The 22296-nt window shown below is 67.9% G+C and carries 24 protein-coding genes and 2 tRNA genes; 10 read left to right on the top strand and 16 right to left on the bottom strand.

The features are described 5' to 3' along the window. Positions 1-39: 39 nt before the first annotated feature. Positions 40-492, bottom strand: a complete 453-nt coding sequence (locus tag H4281_RS25830; RefSeq protein ID WP_182893527.1) for a DUF6918 family protein — start codon at positions 490-492, stop codon at positions 40-42. Between the two features lie 140 nt (positions 493-632). Beyond that, positions 633-1160, bottom strand: coding sequence for a DUF2020 domain-containing protein (locus H4281_RS25825; protein ID WP_182893526.1), 528 nt, complete (start codon positions 1158-1160; stop codon positions 633-635). Positions 1161-1255: 95 nt separating this feature from the next. On the opposite strand from H4281_RS25825, the gene H4281_RS25820 reads away from it, so the two are divergent. Together H4281_RS25820 and H4281_RS25815 are read left to right on the top strand one after the other, a co-directional pair. Then, entirely contained in the window at positions 1256-1927 is a 672-nt protein-coding gene (locus H4281_RS25820; protein ID WP_182893918.1) for a hypothetical protein, read from the top strand. Position 1928: 1 nt separating this feature from the next. After that, positions 1929-2567: a pyridoxine/pyridoxamine 5'-phosphate oxidase gene (locus H4281_RS25815; protein ID WP_182893525.1), complete on the top strand. Its 639-nt coding sequence runs from the start codon at positions 1929-1931 to the stop codon at positions 2565-2567. Here H4281_RS25815 and H4281_RS25810 read toward each other — a convergent pair. After that, positions 2564-3451 (bottom strand): hypothetical protein, encoded by an 888-nt coding sequence (locus tag H4281_RS25810; RefSeq protein ID WP_182893524.1) that lies wholly within the window; start codon positions 3449-3451, stop codon positions 2564-2566. The two genes, H4281_RS25815 and H4281_RS25810, sit on opposite strands and share 4 nt — an antisense overlap. A 107-nt stretch (positions 3452-3558) precedes the next feature. Here H4281_RS25810 and H4281_RS25805 point away from each other — a divergent pair, with 107 nt between their 5' ends. From H4281_RS25805 to H4281_RS25795, 3 genes are read left to right on the top strand one after another with little or no spacing between them, the layout of a single operon-like run. Next, positions 3559-4002, top strand: coding sequence for a helix-turn-helix transcriptional regulator (locus H4281_RS25805; RefSeq protein WP_009085513.1), 444 nt, complete (start codon positions 3559-3561; stop codon positions 4000-4002). 10 nt (positions 4003-4012) lie between these two features. After that, positions 4013-4423: a VOC family protein gene (locus H4281_RS25800; RefSeq protein ID WP_037809456.1), complete on the top strand. Its 411-nt coding sequence runs from the start codon at positions 4013-4015 to the stop codon at positions 4421-4423. A gap of 43 nt (positions 4424-4466) precedes the next feature. Further along, positions 4467-6845 (top strand): ATP-binding cassette domain-containing protein, encoded by a 2379-nt coding sequence (locus H4281_RS25795; protein WP_182893523.1) that lies wholly within the window; start codon positions 4467-4469, stop codon positions 6843-6845. Here the strand turns inward: H4281_RS25795 and H4281_RS25790 are convergent. After that, complete coding sequence (locus H4281_RS25790; RefSeq protein WP_182893522.1) at positions 6842-8242, bottom strand: amidase; 1401 nt, start codon at positions 8240-8242, stop codon at positions 6842-6844. The two genes, H4281_RS25795 and H4281_RS25790, sit on opposite strands and share 4 nt — an antisense overlap. A 97-nt stretch (positions 8243-8339) precedes the next feature. Between H4281_RS25790 and H4281_RS45715 the strand changes: the two genes are divergently transcribed. Together H4281_RS45715 and H4281_RS25780 are read left to right on the top strand one after the other, a co-directional pair. Continuing rightward, positions 8340-9158, top strand: coding sequence for a helix-turn-helix domain-containing protein (locus H4281_RS45715; RefSeq protein ID WP_182893521.1), 819 nt, complete (start codon positions 8340-8342; stop codon positions 9156-9158). Positions 9159-9180: 22 nt separating this feature from the next. Beyond that, on the top strand, positions 9181-10380 hold the full coding sequence (locus H4281_RS25780) for a glycosyltransferase 87 family protein (protein ID WP_182893520.1): 1200 nt from the start codon (positions 9181-9183) through the stop codon (positions 10378-10380). Here H4281_RS25780 and H4281_RS25775 read toward each other — a convergent pair. Continuing rightward, on the bottom strand, positions 10362-12437 hold the full coding sequence (locus tag H4281_RS25775; RefSeq protein ID WP_312872179.1) for a HelD family protein: 2076 nt from the start codon (positions 12435-12437) through the stop codon (positions 10362-10364). The two genes, H4281_RS25780 and H4281_RS25775, sit on opposite strands and share 19 nt — an antisense overlap. A gap of 64 nt (positions 12438-12501) precedes the next feature. Between H4281_RS25775 and H4281_RS25770 the strand changes: the two genes are divergently transcribed. Then, positions 12502-13125, top strand: coding sequence for a TetR/AcrR family transcriptional regulator (locus tag H4281_RS25770; protein WP_182893519.1), 624 nt, complete (start codon positions 12502-12504; stop codon positions 13123-13125). Position 13126: 1 nt separating this feature from the next. Here the strand turns inward: H4281_RS25770 and H4281_RS25765 are convergent, their stop codons facing one another. The 3 genes from H4281_RS25765 to H4281_RS25755 form a co-directional block, all read right to left on the bottom strand. Continuing rightward, the gene (locus H4281_RS25765; protein ID WP_182893518.1) at positions 13127-13660 is read right to left on the bottom strand and encodes a GntR family transcriptional regulator; all 534 of its coding nucleotides are present in this window, start codon (positions 13658-13660) and stop codon (positions 13127-13129) included. A gap of 82 nt (positions 13661-13742) precedes the next feature. After that, positions 13743-14384, bottom strand: a complete 642-nt coding sequence (locus H4281_RS25760) for a hypothetical protein (RefSeq protein ID WP_182893517.1) — start codon at positions 14382-14384, stop codon at positions 13743-13745. A gap of 105 nt (positions 14385-14489) precedes the next feature. Continuing rightward, entirely contained in the window at positions 14490-15584 is a 1095-nt protein-coding gene (locus H4281_RS25755) for an alpha/beta hydrolase family protein (protein WP_182893516.1), read from the bottom strand. A 162-nt stretch (positions 15585-15746) separates the two neighbouring features. Between H4281_RS25755 and H4281_RS25750 the strand changes: the two genes are divergently transcribed. Beyond that, positions 15747-16811 carry an ankyrin repeat domain-containing protein gene (locus tag H4281_RS25750; protein WP_182893515.1) on the top strand — a complete coding sequence of 355 codons (1065 nt, stop codon included), beginning with the start codon at positions 15747-15749 and terminating at the stop codon, positions 16809-16811. Here H4281_RS25750 and H4281_RS25745 read toward each other — a convergent pair. After that, positions 16808-17440: a TetR/AcrR family transcriptional regulator gene (locus tag H4281_RS25745; protein ID WP_182893514.1), complete on the bottom strand. Its 633-nt coding sequence runs from the start codon at positions 17438-17440 to the stop codon at positions 16808-16810. The two genes, H4281_RS25750 and H4281_RS25745, sit on opposite strands and share 4 nt — an antisense overlap. A gap of 72 nt (positions 17441-17512) precedes the next feature. Between H4281_RS25745 and H4281_RS25740 the strand changes: the two genes are divergently transcribed. Further along, the gene (locus H4281_RS25740; protein ID WP_182893513.1) at positions 17513-17953 is read left to right on the top strand and encodes an ester cyclase; all 441 of its coding nucleotides are present in this window, start codon (positions 17513-17515) and stop codon (positions 17951-17953) included. On the opposite strand, the gene H4281_RS25735 is transcribed toward H4281_RS25740, so the two are convergent. The 7 genes from H4281_RS25735 to H4281_RS25705 all read right to left on the bottom strand — a co-directional run bounded on the left by H4281_RS25735 (position 17954) and on the right by H4281_RS25705 (position 22285). Continuing rightward, a complete protein-coding gene (locus H4281_RS25735; RefSeq protein WP_182893512.1) occupies positions 17954-18586 on the bottom strand; it encodes an antibiotic biosynthesis monooxygenase in 633 nt (210 codons plus the stop codon). A gap of 251 nt (positions 18587-18837) precedes the next feature. Continuing rightward, positions 18838-18910, bottom strand: a tRNA-Ala gene (locus H4281_RS25730). A gap of 30 nt (positions 18911-18940) precedes the next feature. Continuing rightward, the gene (locus tag H4281_RS25725) at positions 18941-19111 is read right to left on the bottom strand and encodes a DLW-39 family protein (RefSeq protein WP_020663676.1); all 171 of its coding nucleotides are present in this window, start codon (positions 19109-19111) and stop codon (positions 18941-18943) included. A 159-nt stretch (positions 19112-19270) separates the two neighbouring features. Further along, positions 19271-20041, bottom strand: a complete 771-nt coding sequence (locus H4281_RS25720) for a phosphotransferase (RefSeq protein ID WP_182893511.1) — start codon at positions 20039-20041, stop codon at positions 19271-19273. Then, positions 20038-21420 (bottom strand): hypothetical protein, encoded by a 1383-nt coding sequence (locus H4281_RS25715; protein WP_182893510.1) that lies wholly within the window; start codon positions 21418-21420, stop codon positions 20038-20040. The genes H4281_RS25720 and H4281_RS25715 overlap by 4 nt, the downstream gene beginning before the upstream one ends. 90 nt (positions 21421-21510) lie before the next feature. Further along, positions 21511-21584 (bottom strand) — tRNA-Ile (locus H4281_RS25710). A gap of 50 nt (positions 21585-21634) precedes the next feature. Then, on the bottom strand, positions 21635-22285 hold the full coding sequence (locus H4281_RS25705; RefSeq protein WP_182893509.1) for a DUF3566 domain-containing protein: 651 nt from the start codon (positions 22283-22285) through the stop codon (positions 21635-21637). Between the last annotated feature and the right edge of the window lie 11 nt (positions 22286-22296).

Genomic DNA, 22296 nt, shown 5'->3' with positions numbered 1-22296 from the left:
TGCGTCCCGGGGCCCTTTTTCGTATGTCGCTCAGCCGGTTCAGGCCGCGGCGGCGTGCTTGTCGATCAGCTGGCCGAGACGCGGCAGCGCCTCCTCGACGTTCTTCTTGCCGTTCGGGCGCAGCTTCGAGTAGACCTTCTTGATGCTGTCGCGGCTGCTGCGCTCGGCGCGGGCGTCGGTAACCCCGAGCAGCGCGTCCGAGGCCTCGTCCGAGCGGCTGGTCAGGTAGGCGCCGAAGTCGTTGCCGCCCTGGGCGCGGAAGTCGCCGTAGAAGGGCTCGAGAGCGTTGGAGAAGTCGTCCAGCAGGCTGTCGATCGCGGACGGGATGATGCCCGGCTTGATCTTCTTGACGGCGGCGAAGCCGGTCTTCACGACCGCGCCGGAGACCCCGCCCTTGTCGGCGACCTCGGCGTCCACGAGCTCCGCGAAGTCGGAGACCACGGTGGGGCGACGGCTCGAGTCAAGCAGGATTTCCTTGAGGGTGTCAGCCACGAATCTGTCCTTGTCGTCGAAAAGGGGTAACCAAGTATGTGGTGCCGGACCGGCACCCGGCGCGCGAGTGTTGGGGGGACCGCGCGTGCTGCTTAGAGTAATACAAGATCAACTTCACTCACCCGTGCGGAGCCCGTTACTCAGAGCTTCAGGGCAGCGATAGCCTTTTTCGCCACTGTGCGTGCTTTGATGCTCTGCTTTTGGTTGCTCGTCACGATGACGGCGGCCTCGCCCTTCGCGACGGCGTAGACCACCCCGTCGCCGGCCGGCTGATAGCCGCCCTTCCACCCCGCCGGTTCCGTCGCCGGATTCGACGTGTCGACCGGCGCGGCCTTGTTGACCAGCGCCGTAGCGACGTCGCTCTTGCCCACGTACACCCGCACGGTCAGCTGGAGACTGCCGTCCGGGCGGTAGAAGAAGCACGTCGGATGCGGCTCGTCGTCGGACACGCTCACCTTGGTGACGTGCTGTCCGTTCGCGTCCTGCACCGTCTCGTTCGACAGGTACGGGCACTCCGCGGTGCGCACGGGCTGCGGATCGGGCGGCAGCCCCGCCGACGCCGACGCGGAACTAGCCGGCGCCGAAGACGGGGTCTCCTTCGCCGGGCTCGACGGAGTGCAGCCGGCGAGCAGGACCAGGGCTGGGGCGAGAACGAGAAGTCGGCGCATGGCGGGCACAGTCAACCATGCCCGGTGAAGTCCGTGCGAAGGCGGCGCGTGCGACGATGGCGGCGGATTCCGCTCAGCCCGGGGAGGTCGCGGACGTGCTCACGCCCGAGCAGTATTTGCAGGTGGTCGCCGAACGCGTGGTGCGCAGCGGCGGCAGGCTCAACACCGTCCAGATCGGACCGGTGACGTGCGCGGTCGGCCTGTTCACCGAGTCGATCATGCTGTCCACGATGAACTACTGCGTGGTCGCCGGGGCGTATCCGAACATCGACGCGGCGACGCTGCAGCAGTTCACCGGCATGGCCACCCAGCACGCCCGTGCCAACGTGCAGGGCACGATCGGCTGGACCGCGGCGTCGGTGGTGATCTGCGGGCTCGTCGGCCACGTGCACCCGGACGCCGCGCAGTTGGCGAGCGCGAAGACGAGCAACCAGTTCGGCGGCGAAACCCGGATGGTCGCGGTGGATCCGCACGCGGGCATGACCTACGCGTTCACCGGAGGGAAGCTCTGGGGCGCGGCGATGCACGGCGCGATCAACGCGAAGCTGACGTTCTGCTTCCCGCAGCCGGGCGAGGCTTTCCAGCAGGTGCAGTGGCAGCAGCAACAGGCCGCTTACCAGCAGCCTCCGCAATCGGGTCCCGGCGGTTTCCCCGGGCAGATCCCGCAGGGGCCGATGCCGCAGACTTCTCCCCCGCCCGCCGCGGGGCCGGCCGGGCCGCAGCCGCCGCACTACCCGCCGCCGGGGCAACCGCCGTACGGTCGGTGACATGGTTTCGTTGCGCGGCTGGCAGTCGTTTCCCGAACAGCTCCCGGAATTCGATCCGGACCACACGCCGGAAACGCCGGAGGAGCTGTTCCTCGCCTGGCTGACCGAAGCGGGCGAGCACGTGCTGGCCCCGCACGCCGTCACTCTGTCCACAGTGGACGCCGATGGGGCTCCGGACGCTCGCGTGGTGATCCTGAAGAACGTCGACGAGGACGGCTGGGCGGTCGCGACCAGTTCGGAGAGTCCCAAGGGCCAGCAGCTGGCGGCGAACCCGCGCGCGGCGTTGACGTTCTTCTGGCCCGGCCGCGGACGTCAGGTCCGGGTGCGCGGCTTGGTGGTCCCGGCCGCGCCCGAGGTGTCCGCCGACGACTTCCTCGCCCGGCCGCCCGCGTCGCGGGCCGAGGCGTACGTCGGGCATCAGTCGGAGGTGCTGTCCGATCCGGAGAAGCTCGTCGAAGCAGCCGCGGCGGCCGCGGATTGGGTAGCGGAAAACCCGGACGTGGCACCGGAAACGTGGACGCGCTACCTGATCCAGCCGGAATCGGTGGAGTTCTGGCAGGCCTCGCACGACCGGCGGCACCTCCGGGTCCGCTACCGCCGCGAACCCGCGGGCTGGGTACGCGAACGCCTCTGGCCCTAGCCGAGCCGCGAGTTGGCGCGCAGCTTGGAGATCGCGCCGACGGTGGCGTAACCACGCCATTCCAGCGCGGCCGCCGGGGAGAAGCTGGCGAAGTCGACCGTCCAGCCGCCGTCGGGCTGCTGGCCCTGTTCCAGCCGGGTCAGGTCCGCCTCGATCGCTTCCGCGGTGAACAGCCGCCGCGACGGTCCCGGCACCGGGCTGAAGTCCAGCGGACGCAGCACCTCGCCCTCGGAACCGCCCTGTACCGGCACGATTCCGCTCTCCGGCAAGAACTTCCCCAGCTTCGTCAGGAGTTCGCCCGCTTCCGGATACCGCTCGTACCCAGCGTCGAGCAGGTGGATCGCGAAGCTCAATTCGATGACGTGCGGCATCTCCTCAAGCTCCCGGATCGCCCGCAGGCACCTCTCGGTCGCCCGCGCGAGCCACGGATGCGCCGCGACCGCCTCGTCGTGTTCGGCGACCCGCCACGCGGCCGAAGTAACGAACGCGGTGCTCTGCAACGAGAACACCGTCGGATCGGCTCCGGTCCAAAAGGGAGCGCACGCGGTCGGGTCGGCGACCGGGAACGCGAACGGCAGCCCGCCGTCCGGGAACGCCACCGATTCCAGCCAGTCGCACAACTGCACTGCGTGCGGCGTGGTCACCGGTGCGACGTCGGCGAACATCTCGAACGCGTGCAGCGCGCCGCCCGGCTGGCTTTCCGGCGCGCGCAGGTCCGGTTCCAGGCCCCAGCCGTAGCCGCCGTCCGGATTCCGGTAGGCCGCGACCGCGGCGAGCACCTCGTCTGCCCGCCCGTCTCCGTTCAGCAGCTCGAACCGCCGCTGGTCCAGCAACCTGCCGTGCCCGGCGAGGAACGGGGCGACGGCTTCCAGTTTCACAGTCACCCGGAGACCGTCGCACGAGCCCGGCGCGCGGGTCTTGAACGAATCGGCCACCAGCCCGAAAGAGCGGATTACTGGGGCTTGGGCGATCGCCGTGGCACGATTCGGAAGTGACCAGCAAACCGGACGACGCGCAGCGATTGGCCGATCTCGCACGGTTGCGCCGGGTGCGCGACCGGATCGACCGCGAGTACGCGCGTCCCCTGGACGTCGAGGCGCTCGCGCGGAGCGTCAACGTGTCCGCCGGGCATCTGAGCCGGCAGTTCCGCGCCGCTTACGGAGAGTCGCCGTACTCGTATTTGATGACCCGCCGCATCGAGCGCGCGATGGCGTTGCTGCGGCGAGGCGACCTGAGCGTCACCGAGGTGTGTTTCGAGGTCGGGTTCTCGTCGCTCGGGACGTTCAGCACGCGCTTCACCGAGCTGGTCGGGAAGCCGCCAAGCGTTTACCGCCAGGAGGAGACCGGGGCGACCGAGGGCATGGCTCCGTGCGTCGCCAAACAGGTCACGCGACCGATCAGGAATCGAGAAGCACCCCGCTCGGCGCGAACCTAGTGTGATCGGCATGGACATGACGATTCACGCGAGCTTCCTCCCGCACACCGATCCGGAAGCGACACTGACCTTCTACCGCGACGTCCTCGGCTTCGAGGTGCGCAACAACGTCAAATACGGGGACATGGCCTGGATTACCGTCGGCCCGCCCGGACAGCCGGACACCTCTCTCGTGCTGCAGCCGGTCGCCGCGTTTCCCGGCCTCACCGACGACGAACGCCGGATGATCACCGAAATGATGGCCAAGGGCACCTACGCCGCGCTGAACCTGGCCACCAAGGATGTCGACGCGACCTTCAACCGGTTGCAGGCCAGCGACGCCGAGGTCGTGCAGGAGCCCACCGACCAGCCCTACGGCGTTCGCGACTGCTCGTTCCGCGATCCCGCAGGCAACCTGATCCGCATCCAGCAAGCGAGCTGAAGAAGTCCGAGCCGGACATCTGGGGAAGAAACAGGGAGAGACGATGACCAAGGCCAAGGGGAAGCCCACGCGGGAGCACGCCGCGGACAGCCATGACCTGATCCGCGTGCAGGGCGCCCGCGTGAACAACCTCAAGGACGTCAGCGTCGAACTCCCGAAGCGCCGGCTGACGGTGTTCACCGGGGTGTCCGGCTCGGGCAAAAGCTCGCTGGTGTTCAGCACGATCGCGGCCGAATCGCAGCGGCTGATCAACGAGACCTACAGCAGTTTCGTGCAGGGTTTCATGCCGACGCTCGCCCGGCCCGAGGTCGACGTGCTCGACGGGCTGACCACCGCGATCATCGTCGACCAGCAGCGGATGGGGGCCGATCCGCGCTCGACGGTCGGCACCGCCACCGACGCCAACGCGATGCTGCGGATCCTGTTCAGCAGGCTCGCCGTGCCGCACATCGGCTCGTCGCAGGCGTTCTCGTTCAACGTCGCCTCGATCAGCGGCGCGGGCGCGGTCACCGTGCGGCGCGCCGGGAAGGAGGTCAAGGAGCGGCGCAGCTTCAGCGTCACCGGCGGCATGTGCCCGCGCTGCGAGGGCCGCGGTTCGATCAACGACATCGACCTTTCCCAGCTGTACGACGACACGAAGTCGCTCGCCGAGGGCGCGCTGACCATCCCCGGCTACACCCCGGGCGGCTGGAACTACCGGCTCTACACCGGATCCGGACTGGTCGATCCGGACAAGCCGATCCGCAAGTACACGAAGCGCGAGCTGCAGGACTTCCTGTACAAGGAACCGACGCGGATGAAGATCGAAGGCATCAACATGACCTACGAGGGTCTGGTGCCGAGGATCCAGAAGTCGTATCTGTCCAAGGACGTCGAGGCGATGCAGCCGCACATCCGCGCGTTCGTGGACCGCGCGGTCACCTTCGCGACGTGCCCGGAGTGCGACGGGACGCGGCTGAGCGAACTGGCGCGGTCGGCCAAGATCGACGGGATGAGCATCGCTGACGTGTGCGCGATGCAGATCAGCGACCTCGCCGACTGGGTCGGGAAGCTGTCCGACCCGTCGGTCGCGCCGTTGCTCAAGTCGCTGCACGAAACGCTCGAATCGTTCGTGGAGATCGGTCTCGGCTATCTGTCGCTGGACCGGCCGGCGGGCACGCTGTCCGGCGGCGAGGCGCAGCGGGTGAAGATGGTCCGGCACCTCGGCTCGTCGCTCACCGACGTCACGTATGTCTTCGACGAGCCCACTATCGGCCTGCACCCGCACGACATCCAGCGGATGAACGACCTGCTGCTCCGCTTGCGGGACAAGGGAAACACCGTCCTCGTCGTCGAGCACAAGCCGGAGGCGATCGCGATCGCCGACCACGTGGTCGACCTCGGGCCGGGCGCGGGCACGAACGGCGGCACAGTGTGTTTCGAGGGCACTGTGGACGGTCTGCGCGCGAGCAAGACGTTGACCGGCAAGCATTTGGACGACCGGGCTTCGCTCAAGCCGTCGGTGCGGGAGCGCACGGGCGTGCTGGAAATCCGCGGCGCGAACACGCACAACCTGCAAGACGTGGACGTCGACATCCCGCTCGGCGTGCTGTGCGTGATCACCGGGGTCGCCGGATCGGGCAAGAGCTCGCTGATCCACGGGTCGATCCGGGAATCCGACGACGTCGTTTCGGTCGACCAGGCCCCGATCCGCGGTTCGCGGCGGAGCAACCCGGCGACTTACACCGGGCTGCTCGAACCGATCCGCAAGGCCTTCGCCAAGGCCAACAACGTGAAGCCCGCGCTGTTCAGCGCCAACTCCGAGGGCGCGTGCCCGAACTGCAACGGCAACGGCGTCATCTACACCGATCTCGGGATGATGGCCGGGGTGGCCACCACCTGCGAGGTCTGCGAGGGCAAGCGGTTCGACGCCTCGGTGCTGGAGTACCGCTTCGGCGGCCGCGACATCAGCGAGGTGCTCGCGATGTCGGTCGCGCAGGCCACCGCGTTCTTCGCCGACGGCGACGCGAAAACCCCGGCGGCGCACCGGATTCTCGAGCGGATGGAACAGGTCGGGCTCGGCTACCTGACCCTCGGCCAGCCGCTGACCACGCTGTCCGGCGGCGAACGGCAGCGGCTGAAGCTGGCCACGCACATGGGCTCGAACGGCGGCGTGTACATCCTCGACGAGCCGACCACCGGCCTGCACCTCGCCGACGTGGAACAGTTGCTCGGGCTGCTGGACCACCTGGTCGAATCGGGCAAGTCGGTGATCGTCATCGAGCACCACCAGGCCGTGATGGCGCACGCCGACTGGATCGTCGACCTCGGTCCCGGTGCCGGGCACGACGGCGGCCAGGTGGTCTTCGAGGGGACGCCCGCCGAGTTGGTGAAGAAGAAGCGGACGCTGACCGGAAAGCACCTGGCCGCCTACGTCGGCTAGTGCAGCGGCGGCCGCCGGTCCGTCCAGGGCAGCGCCTGCTCCAGGGTGCGGGAGACCTGCAACAGCAGGTCCTCCCGCCAGGGCGCGGCGACCAACTGGACGCCGACCGGCAGGCCGCTGGCCTCGTCGTGGTGCAGCGGGAGGGAGATCGCCGGCTGGCCGGTCACGTTGAACAGCGACGTGAAGACGCCCATCGGGTACGCGGCCACCACCGGATTTCCGCTCTCTCGCCACGCGCCGATCTTCGGCGGGAGACCCGCCATGGTCGGCGTGACCAGCAAGTCGAAGTTGTCGACGAAGGCTTCGACAATCCGGCGGGAGAACACCTGGGTCTGGTGCACGCTTTCCGCGTAAGTCCAGGAATCGACCGACTTCGCGGCTTCGCGCTGGGCCCGGTTGTGCGGTTCGATGCGGTCCGGGTCGACCACCGGGACGCCTGCGCTGGCGACGTTCCAGACCTTCAGGAACGTCGAGAGCAGTTCCTCGGACTTCGGCAGCGGAAGCGGTTTGTCGACGATCTGGTGTCCGGCTTCTTCCAGCGCGCGAAGGGTTTTCCCGACCGCGGTCAGGCAAGCCGGGTCGACGGTGATGCCGTCGATCAGCGAGGCCGTGAGGACACCGATCCGCAGGCCAGGCGGCGCTTCGACGGCCAGTGCGCCGGCGAGCGACCGCGTGGGCGTCGGCTGCGACCACCACGCGCCCGGGTCGTGCCGGGTGAGGACGTCCAGCGCGGCCGCGGTGTCGGCCAGCGTGCGGCTGACGACGCCGCTCGTCGCGAAGCCCTCGACCTCCACCACGGCGTTCGTCACCAGACCGCGGGTCGACTTGAGCCCGACGAGACCGGTGCACGACGCCGGGATGCGGATCGATCCGCCGCCGTCCTCCGCGTGCGCGACCGGGGCCATTCCGGCGATGACGGCGACCCCCGCGCCGCTCGACGAACCGCCCGGCGTGCGATCCGGGTCCCACGGATTGCGCGAGATGCCCTGCGCCTCGCTTTCGGTGAACGGCACCGCGCCGAACTCCGATGTCGTGGTCTTGCCGAGCGGGAGGAAGCCCGCTTCGGTGAACCGCCGCACGATCGGGTCGGGTTTCGGCTGCGGGGAACGGTCGGTGGCCAGCGAGCCGTACGTGGTCGGCCAGCCTTGGACGTGGACGAGGTCCTTGATCGGCAGCGGAACCCCGTGGAACGGCGGCAGTTCCTCCGGCGAGCACCGCAGCACGGCGTCGGCGGCGGCCTTCGCGGCAGTGCGGACCTCGTCGTCGGCGCGGAAGCAGAAGGCGTTGAACTTCGGATCCAGCTCGGCGATGCGGTCGAGGTAGCAGTCGGCGACCTCGACCGGGCTCACCTCCTTCGCGCGGATGGCGGCGGCGAGTTCAACAGCGGAATTGATCATCACGGATCCCCTTTCCGGTACCCGTTCAGCCTGGTCGGGGCGGTGGCGGCCGGTCTTGGAGAAATGTCGCGCCGCCGGATCTGGCTACGATGGCGGCATGCCACCAGCCGAGTGGGCGCGCGACGGGGCAGCGGTCTGGGGAATCACCGTGCCGTCCCGGCCGCTCCGGCTGCCCGGGGTGCAGATGGCCGGATTCGTCGGCGACACCGTTGATCTGATCGACCTGACAGTGGTCCCGTATCCAGCGGTCACGATGTTCGTCAATCTCCGCGAAGGGCTGTTCGTCAACGGGGTCGCGCGAGACAGCGCCGTCACCGGCATCGCGCCGCGAGAGATGCGCGTGCGCGGGCAGAACATCGAATGCGTACAGATCCGGCTGTCCCCCGAGGTCGCGCACGCGGTGCTGGGGATGGATCTGACCGGCGAGATCGTCCCGCTCGAGGACGTCTGGCCTGCTGGGCTGCCCGACCGGCTGCGCGCGCTCGACTCCTGGAACGACCGGTTCGCGCTGGTGGAAGCCACGCTGGGCAAGCGGTACGAGGCCGGTCGCGCGGTCGATCCGGAGGTCGCCTTCGCCTGGCAGCGGATGGACGCGCACCACGGCCGGGTGCGGATCGAGCAACTGGCCGACGAGACCGGGTGGAGCCGGAAACGGCTGTGGTCGCGGTTCCGCGGCCAGCTCGGGCTCAGCCCGAAACGCGCCGCGCAGCTGGTCCGGTTCGACCACGCGGTGCACCGGCTCGCCGCCGGGGAAAGCCCCGCTTCGGTGGCCGCCGAGAGCGGCTACGTCGACCAGTCCCACCTGCACCACGAGGTCAAAGCGTTCGCCGGAGTCACCCCCTCCGCCGCCGCGAACGCGCCGTGGCTCGCGGTCGACGAGGTCGCCTGGTCTCGCCCCCACTGCGCGAACGGGTGATCGCAGTAGGCATGATCGCGGGGTGACTTCCATCCGGCCCCCCGCTGTCGCGCTGCGCCGGTGGCTTGACGACGCCGGCACCCGCCGTCCGGCAGTGTTCGCGCTGGTCCTCGCCTCAGTGGCGGTGGCGGTGGCGATTCTCTGGCTCGTCTGCACGATGTGGCCGCTCGACCTGGAGATCTACCGCTCCGGCGCGCGGGCGCTGGCCCAGGGCGAGGACGTTTACGGCCCGCTCCCGCCGACCCGCGCCGGGCTGATCCTGCCCTTCATCTACCCGCCGTTCGCGGCTGTCGTGTTCCTGATCTTCGCCGCGATGCCGCTGCCGCTGGGCGCGATGCTGATGCTCGCCGTCTCGCTGACCTGCCTGTGCGGGACCGTCTACGTCGTGGTCCGGCCGCATGCCAGGCGCCGGACCGCCTTGCTGGCCGCACTCGTGATCGGTGCCGGTTCGCTGGCCTTCGAACCCGTCCGCGAGACGTTGTGGTTCGGGCAGATCAATCTGCTGCTGATGGCGCTCGTGGTGATCGACTGTCTCGGCCCCCGGACGCGGCTGCCCCGCGGCGTCCTGCTGGGCCTCGCCGCCGCCATGAAGATCACCCCGGCCGGGTTCCTGCTGTTCTTCCTGCTGAAAAAGGACTTCCGGGCGGCACTGACCACGGTGGTCACCTTCGTGCTCGCCGGAGCGGCCGGGTTCGTGATCGCGCCGGAAGCGTCGATGAAGTACTGGTTCGGCGGCGGATTGACCGGTGCGTCCGGGATGAGCGGATCGATTTTCGCGACGAACCAGACCATCCAGGGCGCGGTGCACCGGTTCGGGCTCTCGGAAACGCCGACGCTGATCCTGGTCGCGGTGCTGACCCTGGCCGCGCTCGCGCTGACCGTTCCGGCGATGCTGCGCGCCGACCCGCCGATGGCGTTCCTGCTCAACACGGCGGCGATCCTGGTGTGTTCGCCGATTTCGTGGTCGCACCACTGGGTGTGGATCGTGCCCGCGATCGTGCTGTTCGCCGCTCGCGCGCACACCCGGATCGCCGTTGCCGGATTGGCTGCCGTGGCGGCGATTTTCGTGATCGCCCCGCATTCGTGGCTGCCGAAGAACGGGTACCTGGAGCTGTCCTGGGGACCGGTCGAGCACGTAATCGGGAACAGCTATTTGCTGCTGGCACTGGGTTTCCTGGGCTGGCAGTGCTACTCGACGCGCCGTCAAACCGCCGCGGTCTGAGCCAGCAACGGCTCCGGCAACGGGTCAGCGTGGATTACGTGCAAGGTGCTGACCGCCCGGGTGAGCGCGACGTACAACCGTTGCAGCCCACGCTCTTCCGCCGCCACGATGCGCGCTGGTTCGACCACCAAGACCGTGTCGTACTCCAGCCCCTTCGCCAAACTCACCGGTGCCACCGTGATCCGGGCCGTGCCCTCGGTACCCAGCACCGTGTGGTCCAGCCCGCGCTCGGCCAAGGCACGGCTCAGTTCGGGGATCTCCGCGTCCGCAGCCAGCAGCCCGATCGACCCTTCCTGCGCTAACGCCTTCGCACAAGCATCAACCGCCGCGGCGAGCGTCTCGCCCGTTTCGGTCAGGTGCAGGGCATCCGCGGAATGCCGGAACGACGTGGGACTCCGCAGCTCCGGCGCGATGTGCGGGAGCAGCCGAGCCGCGAAGTCGAGAACATCCGCCGGAACGCGGTAGCCGTGCGTGAGTTCTTCGATCCGCCCGTCGGGCCGGTCAAGGTGAGTCAGCACGGTCGTCCAATCGCGGACCGCGGAAGGACTGGTCGCCTGCGCGACGTCGCCGAGCACCGTGCACGCACCGGCCAACCTGCGCGAGATCGCCCGCAGATGCATCGGGCTGAGGTCTTGCGCCTCGTCGACCACGACGTGCCCGAGCTTCGCGGGCCGCTCGATCAACGCCGCGACCTCGTCCAGCAACGCGAGATCGAGCGTCGACCAGGTCATCGCCTTACGACTGCGCGGTCGCGGACGGATGAGCGCTTCCTGTTCCTCAGCAGTGAGAATCCCGTCGGCCGCTTCGGCGAGAAGTGCTTCGTCAGTAAGCAAGTCGTAGACCAACCGCGCAGGCTCGACGGCAGGCCACATGTCCCGGACCGCCTTGGTGATCGCGGCATTGCGGCGAAGCTGATGCAGGGTCGCGCTCGTGCCGCCGGACCGCTCCATCTCGCGCAGAACCCGGTGCGCGAGCCGCTGCGCCAGCAATTCGCGGCCGGCGCTGTAATCCGCGCCGCGGCTGAGGATTTCCGTGAGTTCCTCGGCGATGTCCTCGGGATACAACCGCCAGGTCCGGTGCTGGTACTTCACCTCGATCGTGCGGTCGACCGGCTGGATCCGCGCCCACAGTTGTCTCCGGACGACCTCCGCCATCCGGACGTCCCCCTTGATGCGCGCCGTCCGCGGATCGTCGACGCACTCGGCCGGCCGTCCCGCCCCGGTCAATTCGTCAATCGTGGCTTGGGAAACCGCGACCTCGCCGAGCGCCGGAAGCACCCCCGCGATGTAGGCGAGAAACGACCGGTTCGGCCCGATCACCGCGACCCCGCCGGCCTTCTGCAGCCGCGTCCGCTCGGTGTAGAGCAGATACGCCAGCCGATGCAGCCCCACCGCGGTCTTGCCGGTCCCCGGTGCGCCCTGAACGCAGATCGTCCGATCGACCGGCGCGCGAACGAGCCGCATCTGATCCGGCTGGATCGTCGCGACGATGTCCCGCATCGGCCCCTGCCGCGGCCGCTCGATTTCCGCGGTGAGCAGCCGATTCGCCGACGAACCGGGCCGATCGAGCGGTTCGTCCTCGTACGCGCTGAGCACTCCCGCCTGGTCGAACCCGTAGCGCCGCCGGACCCGCACACCCATCGGATGCTCGTGATCGGCTTCGTAAAACGCCCTCGCGAGCGGTGCCCGCCAATCGATCACCAGAGGTTCGCCGTCGTCGTCACGAATCCCTCTGCGCCCCAGGTAAACCAGGTCATGCTCAGGCGACCGAGTATGCGACCCGCGCGCGGCCTCGTAGACCTCGCCCGGCGGGTAGTCGAGGCGGCCGAAGAAGAGCGGCGCCTCGTCGATATCCGCTAGCTCCTCGGCGATCTCGATGCGAAACTGCCTGAGCACGTGGTTGAAGTACTTGTCGTCGATCGCGTCGCCCTCGCCCATCCCCGTCGCGATCGCGGTCTTGATCTCTGCCCGCATGCGGTCCAGCTCTGCGTGACAGGCCTGGAGATACTCGCGCTCCGCCCGGATCTCTGGTTCCACTCCCGCCCCCTGGTTCTTCACTAGGTTAAATATACAACCGAGTCAAGTTTTTATCCGGGTTCGGGTTCCGGCTAGGCTGACGCCCGTGTCAGGACTGCGCGAGCTCAAACGCCGCCGCACGAGGGAAGCCATCGCCTCGGCGGCGCTGCGGCTGTTTCGGGAATCCGGCTTCGACGGGGTGTCAGTAGCCGACATCGCCGCCGAGGCCGAGATCTCGAAGCCGACGCTGTTCGCGTACTTCCCGACCAAGGAAGACCTGGTCATCCACCAATTCGCCGACGACAACGGCCCCGCGGAAATCGTCCGCGCCCGGCCGCCGGAGACATCGGCCCTGTCCGCGCTGGAACGGTCCTTCCTGGACCGCCTGGCCGCCCGCGACCCGCTGACCGGCCTGAACGACTCGCCGGACGCGATCACGTGCCACACCCTGCTGTACTCAACGCCCGCTTTGCTGGCCCGGCTTGCCACGTACCTGCTGGAGAAGGAACAGCAACTGGTCGAGGAACTGCGGGCTTCGTGCGGGATTTCGGACGAGTTCACCGCGCGGTTGGCGGCTGCGCAGATCTTCGGGGCGCAGCGGATCTTGGGGTTTCACAATGCCCGGGAGATCCGCGGTGGGCGAAGCGCGGATGAGACTTACCCGGACGCGGTTGCGCGGGCGGAGGCGGCTTATCGGATGCTGCGGGAGGGGCTGTCTTCGCTGCTGTGACTCAGTCCGCAGGCCAGGTGTAAGACAGCTGATAGCGGTCGGCGGTGAGGACCATGTCATTGACCTCCAACGGAGAACCGTCCTCGCCGTGCGCGACCCGAGTAACCGTCAGGACGGGCGTTCCTTCGGAGAGCTGCAGAAGCGCCGCCTCCTCCGGGGTCGGCATCCGCGCGCCGACGTGCTCGACGAACGATCCGAGCGAATGACCAGCTTCTTCGAGCCGCGCGTAAGTTCCGCCGGACTCGACTTCCTCGATCGCAGTACCGCGCGTCAGTTCACGCGAGAGGCAGGACACCGAAAGCTGAACAGCCTGCCCGTCCGCTCGCAGGATCCGATCCCGCACCGTGATCTCGGTGCCTTCGGCAATCGCGAGATGCTGTGCCACGCGGGCATCTGCCTGCTCGAACCGGACTTCCACCGCGACGGAGGGCACGAATCCGCTGGCCTCAGCGTCCGCGAGAAACGCGGCCCGGTTCGTCGCCCGCGACAGTCTGGTCTGAGAGTCGCGCTGGATGTTCGCGGTGCTGAACGCCATGCACCCATTTTCGCCTCAATACCCACCACACGAAAGGGGCCAGGCCCCGCAAGGCCCGGCCCTTTCCGCATCTCACCCGAGCTCAGTTCTGGTCCGGGCTGTCGACCGGCACACCCTGGTACCCGGTCCCCTGGTCCTGCGCGTTCGGCTGGTCCACCGGAACGCCGTCGTAGCCGGTGCCCTGGTCCGCGGGCGGGTCGATCGGCACCCCGTTGTAGCCGGTGCCCCGTTCCTGCGGGTCCGGAGTGTTCTCGTCCTTGGGCGGGGTGGTGTGCAGCTTGAGACCGTCCTTCTCGCAGCGGATCTCGTGCGTGCCCTCCGCACCGGTGTCGGTCAGGCACTGCCAGCCCTGCACGGTCAGCATGTAGTTGGATCCGACGGCCTTGTCGATATTGTCGAAGTATTCGGTAATAACGTTGAACGCTTCGGTGCATCCGACCGTACCGGCCTTGGTTGCGTCCGCGATCAAATCAACCTTGCGCGGTCCGACAGTTCCACCGTGCGCACTGCAATTAACATCCCCCGCACTGGCTCCGCCACCACCGCTGCCGCCCTTTTTCACCGGCGTCTCCGGCTGCTGGACCTGGCTCTTCGCCGCGACGTTGACCGGGGCGGATTGGTTGCTCGCCGGGGCTGCCGAATTCTGGCCAGAGCACGCGGAAAGCAGTGCGACCGCACCGAGGGCCGCTCCGACGGTGGCCAATTTGACAGTCTTCATGAGCATTTCAATTCTCCCCTGACCAGCTCTTGGCTTTCCCTTTGCCTCTAGAGACGCACACCGCCGGAGAGGGTTGCGAAGAAATTCCGCGGACTTGTCCGGGAAAGAGCCTCAGCCCCAAAACCGCACTTCGGGGTACCGCGGCGACGGCCCGTCCAGCAGTCGCTGGTGCACTCCGCGCAGGTGCTGGTCGAGGAACGCGGTCAGGTACGCCTCGCTGACCCGGATCGCTCGCAGCGGATCGATCTTCAACCCCGGTATCGGCACCCCAGCCTGCTGAACGAGCAGCAGTTCATCGGTGAACATGCTGTGCTCGCCGTCGTTGACGGTGATCCACCGCTTCCACCCGGTCATCTCGCGCCACGCCGAGTCCCACGACGGATCCACTGTCCCGCCCGGCTCGTGCACCGGTGCCCCGAACTGCAGAAACGGCCGATCCAGCCCGGTCACCGGGAGGTAGTACATGCCGTCCAGCATCGCGCCGGCGCGGATCCGCCGGTCGGCCAGCATCGCCGGCGCCGTGCTGGCTCCGCCGATCGAATGCCCGATCATCGCGATCCGGCGCGCGTCGATCAGCCGCCCGCCGCCCCACACGGGACGCCGCCCAATCAACTGCTCAAGTACGAACGACACATCCGCGGCCCGGGTTTGGACGAGCTTTTTCCAGTCCTGGATCTGACAGGCCACGCATTCCGTCGTATGCCCATCCGGGAAGGTGATCGCCGTCGACTCGTAGTTGTGGCCGATCCCCGCCACGACGTATCCGCGGCTGGCCAGTTCCTCCGCCAGCGACGACAACGTCGCGCGCGGCAACGTGAACCCCGGCGAGAGCACCACCAGCGGCATCCGCCGGAACTGGGGTAGAGCGTCCACAGTGGAATGCGTCCGCACCTTCGTCAGCACATCCTCAGGCACTGACTTGTCTCCCAGTTCCCGCACCATCAGCTCCGACTCGCGCTGAGTGAGGTACTGCGTGGCCCGCCATCCCGGATACTGCGCTGGATACCACAGCGTCACCATCATTTCCCGCCGCTGCGAAGGAACCCACGGATCCGCGCGGGAAGTGTCGGTGAAGTGGAAGGTCTTAGTACCGACCGGGCTTGCCCCGCCAGGTGCTGGCAACGCCAAGCGCGGCGCCGCCTGCGCTGTCCCTGCCCCGACCACGACGAGCATCGCCGCGATGACCGCTATTACGCGTAGTCTCATGACCTCAGCTTGGAGCCGCACGGCACCCGGCAGCATCGGTGATGTCCCGGATGAGCCCCCGATGTCGAAGTCATCTTCCTGGACGATAGCCAGCTGACCCCGGTCGCACTTCCTGATCATTAGGCTGGCGTCACCGGATGCCACGCCAAGGAGAAACCCGCGATGCGCAAGCGAAAAACGCTGCCCAAGAACTTCAGCGAAATGCTGGCCTCCGCGTCGCTCGCCGAACTCCAGGCAGTGTTCGAACGCACCGAGGTGGACGCCCGCGGCGGCTACGGCAAGGAAACGGCGATCGGCTTCCTCGACTGTCCGGACGAACTCATCGTCTGGCTAGTCGGCCAAGGCCTCGACGTCGACGCGGCCAACCAGTACGGCGAGACTCCATTGTGGACTCGCGCCGCGAGAGGCGCGGCAGCACAAATCCCGCTGTTGCTTTCGCTCGGCGCGGACATCGAACGGCCACGTGCCCACAGCGGCACCCCACTGCACGGCGCGGCCAGCAGGCAGCGATCGGAGACCGTGCGCGTCCTGATCGAACACGGCGCGAATGTCCACGCCACGATCGATGGCAAGCCAGGCCTCACCCCGCTCCTGCACGGCCTTCGACTCACCGAGAACATCGGGATCGCCGGCATGGCCGAATCCGCCGCGCTGCTGCTCGAAGCCGGCGCTCCCGTGCCGGACGAGGCGCGAGATCTGGTCCGTCGGATCGGTGCCAGTTTCGAGTTCCACCGCACGAATTTCAGCCACGATCTCCTCGACGCGACCGACGCCGGACTGCACGAGCTGTACCGCTTGTTCGACGTCGAACCGGTCCCGCCGCGGCTGATCCACGACGGAATCTCTCCGATCGCGGTGCCCGCCGGAACCTGGCAGAAGCAGCACGCCCACCTGTGGGAACTGCTCGTACCGTCCTCGGGCGCGGCGAAAACCATGCAGGGAGAAGCAATTCGCGTCTCCGGCAAGGTCGCTCGCGAAATCCTCGACAACGGCAGCGGCAACTGGGACCGTTCCTTCCGCGCGATGACCGACGCGCTCCCCGGTTACTTCGCGTCGGGCACCCCGCTGCCCGACGCCGAACTCCAGGAAGCACAGGCTCTCGCCAAGCGCACCCGCTCCGGCAACGGCGACGATGAAGAACTGGCACGGCTTTCCGAACTCGCCGTCGCGTGGGTCCGGCTCAACGCGACGCCACTGCCGATGGCTCCACCCACCTACAACCGTTAACCGGACAGCACCGCGCCCAATTGGTTGGCCAGCCACCGTTCGAAGGCAGCCGGCGTCCATCCGCAGCGCCGCACGAGCCGGTCGTACACCTCGGGCGCGGTCAGCGTCCAGACGGCGTCGACCGCCTCGTTGAATTTGCCCGACGGCAGATGCCCGCGTTCCGCGAGGCCGCGCAGGCTGTTTGTGTTGCCCTTCCTGCGTTCGGAGTCGATGGTCGCCACAAAGGCCTCCAGCACCTTGTCGCCACCGGGCCCGTGCGCGACCAGCACACCGAGCAGCGGCCCGACCCGATCGGAGATCGCGCGCACCCAAGCGGCGTACGCGGCCGCATAGGACGGCACGTCAGTCGCGTCGGCCACCTGGCGAAACTCGGGACGTTCGCTCATCGGCGTCTGGTCCTCGTCGCCGGCGAGCATCACGTCGTAAACCGCCTTGATGACCTCAGCTTTGCCGCCGACGGAGTTGTACACCGTCTGCGGACTGACCCCCGCTGCCTCGGCAAGGCCGGTGATCGTCATGCCCGCGTAGCCGCCACCGCCGAGGAGCAAGCCACGCGCCGTCCGCACGATGTGCGCGCGCGTGGCCTGGGCCTTCTCCTCTCGCTGCGGGGCACTGTATTGCCTTGCCACAGCCCTCCCAATCCGCTAGATTCGCATTCCACTGGATTTGGATTCCAGTCAAGTTCGAAGAGGAGCATAGCCGTGACCAACCCCGCACGCACCGCCGCCCTTGCCGTGTTCGACGCGATCAACACCGGAGAACTCTCCGTCCTGGACGATCTGGTCACCCCGGACTTCGTCGACCACGGGTCCCCGTTCCCGCTGCCGCCCGGACCCGCGGGCTACCGGCAGATCCTCACCTTCGTGCACCACGTGCTGAACATCAGATACGCCGTCGACGACGTCTTCGACACTGACGACCGCGTCGTGGTCCGCGCGACTGCCACCGGAACCGGGGTGGATGCGGTGCACGGCACGGGCACCGGCGGCAAGCCGTACCAGATGACCACGGTGCACATTTACCGCACCGAAGGCGGTTTGCTCGCCGAGCACTGGGGCGTCCGAGACGAACTCGGCGCCCGCATCCAACTCGGCGCGCTCCCCGCTCCCGACGCGGCCGCCTTCGCTCCGCAAAGCGCCTGATCAGGCTGATTCCTTTGCGGACAGTCCAAGACTTCGCACCATCCGATACCGCCGGAACCCGCTGCCGCGCACTCCCGGAAAGTCCTGCACCTTCTGCCATTCGTCGGACACGCCGACGGTCCCCCTGCCGGAGCGCGCCAACGCGTCGCGATGCGACTGTTCGTCGGTCCACTCCGCATAATTGAGCACTCGGGTCCCGTCGGCGCTGACATGGAAATGCCCGGAGATCCCGCCCGGCGCGGGCGTCTCCTCACCGGCCAACGCGCCGAACACTGTGTCCACCCAACGACGCTGCCGCTGAGCATCCGCATCGTCGAACTCGACGCTCACCACGACAATGCACCCTGGAACCGTTGCGTTGTCCCGATTTCCGCTGCGATACAACCGATATTCCATCGGATCGCCACCGGAGACTCCGCGGACGAACGCGGGATCAGCTGCGTTCTCCGCCCACTGGGTGTAGACCAGCGACGCTTCACCCTCGGTACTGGCCAGCACATGGAACGAGATCAGACCCGCGGGCCACGGCTCTTTCTCCAGCCGTGCCAGGACTTCCGCCGCCTCGACGGTCGTTTCGGCAACCAGCGCAGCGGCGAAGTCCGTGCGCGCGAAGTCAGGCCGGTTGATAGTCATTGAATGTCCCTCCGAGATCAGCGATGACTATCGAAGGATGGAACTTCAAGAGAAGTTGAAGTCAAGCCAGCAGCCCGGCTCTCGTTACGCTGACCGTCACGAAGGCAGGTGTTCTTTGATGATTTCCAAGCAGGCTGTCTCGCACTCAACCACGTGTTCGGGGAAGCGATCTTCAAGATCATCAACCGGTTGAAGCAGCTCCCCCTGACGCACGAATCCCCGTCCGGCTTCGGCCGAACGGGGAGTGCGGGTGGACCTGAGGGGAATCGAACCCCTGACCCCCGCCTTGCAAAGGCGGTGCTCTACCAATTGAGCTACAGGCCCGGTGCGGACCGAGGTCCGCGAAGTACTACGTCAGTTGCGCGACGCGTCCGCGGCCTTGGCCGGCGCGCTGCCGTTCGCCGACGGGGCGGCAGGCGTGGTGGCTTCCCGCCACAGGTCAGCCTCGGCCTTGGCCGCCTTGTTGCGCTTGACGACGAACAGGACGCCGCCCGCGACGACCGCGAGTGCCAACAGCTTCTTCACCTGAAGCCCCCTTCTGAGTGCTTGCGCTACCCCACGATGCTACCGGACCCGCCGAGCGTCCCGTCCAGCGGTTCCATCTCTCTCGTTCCACGTGGAACACCGGGAATATCCGGAGCGAGCGGTCCGTTGGACCAGACGGCCACCGCGGCCGCGCATCATTTAGCCCTGCCGGTCCTTCTCTTCACGGCAGGGCTGACTCGTCTCCACGAGCCGGGCCCTGGTACCCGCGAGACCGGATTCGACCAGGTCAGGTCGGTCGTTCTCCAGTCCGTACGTCACCTCGTACCACGGCCCCACCTGATTCCACGCCCAAGCACGGCGTCGCAGTTCCGCCGTGACCTCGTACTCCGCGGAGAACGCCGCGACGCACTCCGCCGAGGTCCAGTGCAACAGCCACGCCAGGTCCCGCGCGGGGTCGCCGAGCGACACGTCGGTCCAGTCGATCACTCCGCTCAGCTGGCCGTCCTGCTTCAGCACATGCTCCGGACCCAGATCAGCGTGGATGACGGTGTCTGCTGGATAGCTCCGGACCTCCGCCAGCAGCTCGCGTCCGCGATCGGCAAGCGGGCCGAGCAACGGCGGGACCGCGTCCAGCGCCAGGACCTCCGGTTCAGCACCGAGTTCCCGCGCCTTGGCCACGTCCGCACTGTGCAAAGCGCGGAGGAACCAGCCGAGCGCGCGACCGTCGTCAGCGGTCAGTTCACCCGGCTCGCCCGGCACCAGTTCGTGCCGGACGACCAACGGATCTTCCCGCCACACCAACGGAATCGGCACCGCCAACGGCAACTGCGGAGCCAGCCACGGCAACACCCGCGTCTCGCGGAGCAGCCACGCGCGCACCTCGTCCCGTTTGGGCCGTCGCTCGACCCACCGTCCGTCGACGAGGGTCGCGACGCTGTCCCAACCCTCGCCCAGTTCCTCGCCGCTCACGTCGGAAGCCCAGCCGCGAACGCGATCCCCGAAACCGGAACGCCGCTAAGGGAAAGCGCGTCGAGCAGGTCCGCGATCCGTCGCTGCTGCGCGGCAGTCGGCCGGAAATACATCGGCAGCTCCAACCGGTCCCGAAACGCCCCGGACTCCAGGTCGGCGATCACCGCCTCCCAGCCGCCGAGACTGCGGTGCAACCACCATCCCCGACGCTGGACCACGACGTCCTCGGATTCCTTCAGCACAGCCAAATCCGCCAGCGACCACAGCTGCGGACTGCTGCTCAGCACATCCCCCGCCAACCGGGCCACCCGTGAGTCTTCCCCGGCCATTTCCCGCAACAGCCAAGGCACTTCCGCGGCGACAGCTTTGCCGCGCAGCAACGACAATCCGGTCTTCTTCAACGCCAAGTCCGCACTCCGCGCCAGCTCGACGATCTCCGCACGGTCAACCTCAGCCCTGATCTCCGCGAGCCCGGCGTATGCACGAGCCCGTACCGCCGGCTTGGCGGCAGAACGCGCGACCGCGGCATAAACCTCGACCGGATCCCGGCCCATTTCCTGCCAGCGCAGCCGCGCCCACAGCCGCACCAGCACCGACCGGTCAACCAGAAGTTCTTCCACCGCAACGGGATCGAGCTGCGCCGCGGTCAGCTTCACCAACCCCAGCACCCGGCTTTCCGCGGACCGGCCGCGAAGCAACGTCTCGGCAATGACCTCCGGCGTCGCCGTCTCGGCAATCACCTGAATCAACTTCCGACGGACGACCTGATCCCGTTCCCGAGGCAGCAACCGGACCGCGTCCGCAGAGCCGAGCAGTCCGGTTTCGAAACTGTGCCGGAACGCCGACCGCCGTACGTCAAAGTCATCGAAGTTTCGCAAGCACGCCCACACCGACGTCTCATCATGCGCGGCGACCAGCGCCTGCAGATAGCGCGCATGCACCTGCGAACCCCGCCCGCGCTGCGAAATCCGCTGCAGCAACGGCACGATCCGCTCCGCTTGCGCCAACGTCGTTCGCCGCAGCACCTCTTCTTCGGCCAGCTCGCGGACCACCTCCACATGGTCGGTGACCCGCACCGCCAGCGCCCGATCGCTCACCGCACCTTCCAAGGTGCACAACACGCGAACGGCCTGCTCCCGGAGACGACCGTCGGGATGCATCGAAGCCAGCGCCGCGACAACTGGCGTGGTGTTCCCCAGCTTCCAGTCCTTCGCCTGTCCCAGCAGAGGCACCGGATAGCGGGCCTGGCGGGCGTAGTGATCGATCCGCAGCAACTCGCGTGCAGTCGCCGACGCGAGCCAAGCCTCGGTCTCGGCCAGTTCAACCTGGCGACCCGCGACGAGGCTCAGCTGCTCACGGATCTGGGCTGGGGTTCGCATGCGGCTGATTCTGGCGAGAACACCGCCCGGCAGTCATCCGAAATACCAGAAAGGCCGGTCCGCTGCTGCGAACCGGCCTTCCGGGAAATGTGGGCCCACCAGGACTTGAACCTGGGACCTCTTCGTTATCAGCGAAGCGCTCTAACCGCCTGAGCTATGGGCCCGTCGAACGAGGAGAACTCTACCGGACTCCCCATCCGCCCTTGCAACCGGGTTACTCTCGCTCCGAGAGCGTGACCTCCAGGCCGCCCGCGAGGTCTGCCGACACGTTGTAGATGAAGGCGCTCACCGTGGCCAGCGCGGACACCAGGACGATGTTGATCGCCCCGAGGATGGCCGCGATGCCGAACACGCGACCGGCGCTGATCAGCGGTTCCGCGGACGCGTTCGCGCCCTCGCCGCCGACCAGGGACGAGTACGTGCCGTTCAGCTTGTCCCACACGCCCATGCCGTCGAGCACCGTGTAGAGCACGCCGACCGCGACCAGCCAGACGAAGAACATCGCCACGCCGAGCACCAGTGCCAGCTTCAGCACCGACCACGGGTCGAACCGTTTGATCTGCAGACTCGCCCGCCGCGGGCCTCGGCCAGGACGGCGCAACGCGCTCGGCGTCGGCCGGGTGCGGCCCGCGGGCGGCACATCGGCCGCGGGCGGCGGTGCCTCGGCTCCGAAGAGCCGGGGCGCCGCCGAGCCGGTCACCGGGTAGTCGTTCTCGGCCGCGGCCGGTTCGGCAGCCGCGGTGGGCACGTCCTCGGTCGCGATCCGCGCCGTGGCCATGGCCTCGGAGTCGCCGCCGCCGTCCTTGGCGGTGCGCTGCCAGGGCGGGTTGGCCGACGCGTCGTCGGCCTTGTCGGATGGTGCCACGTTGAGTCAGT

This window comes from Amycolatopsis dendrobii (assembly GCF_014145675.1).
Classification (GTDB): Bacteria; Actinomycetota; Actinomycetes; order Mycobacteriales; family Pseudonocardiaceae; genus Amycolatopsis; species Amycolatopsis dendrobii.
This window is presented reverse-complemented; position numbering and strand designations above follow the sequence as displayed.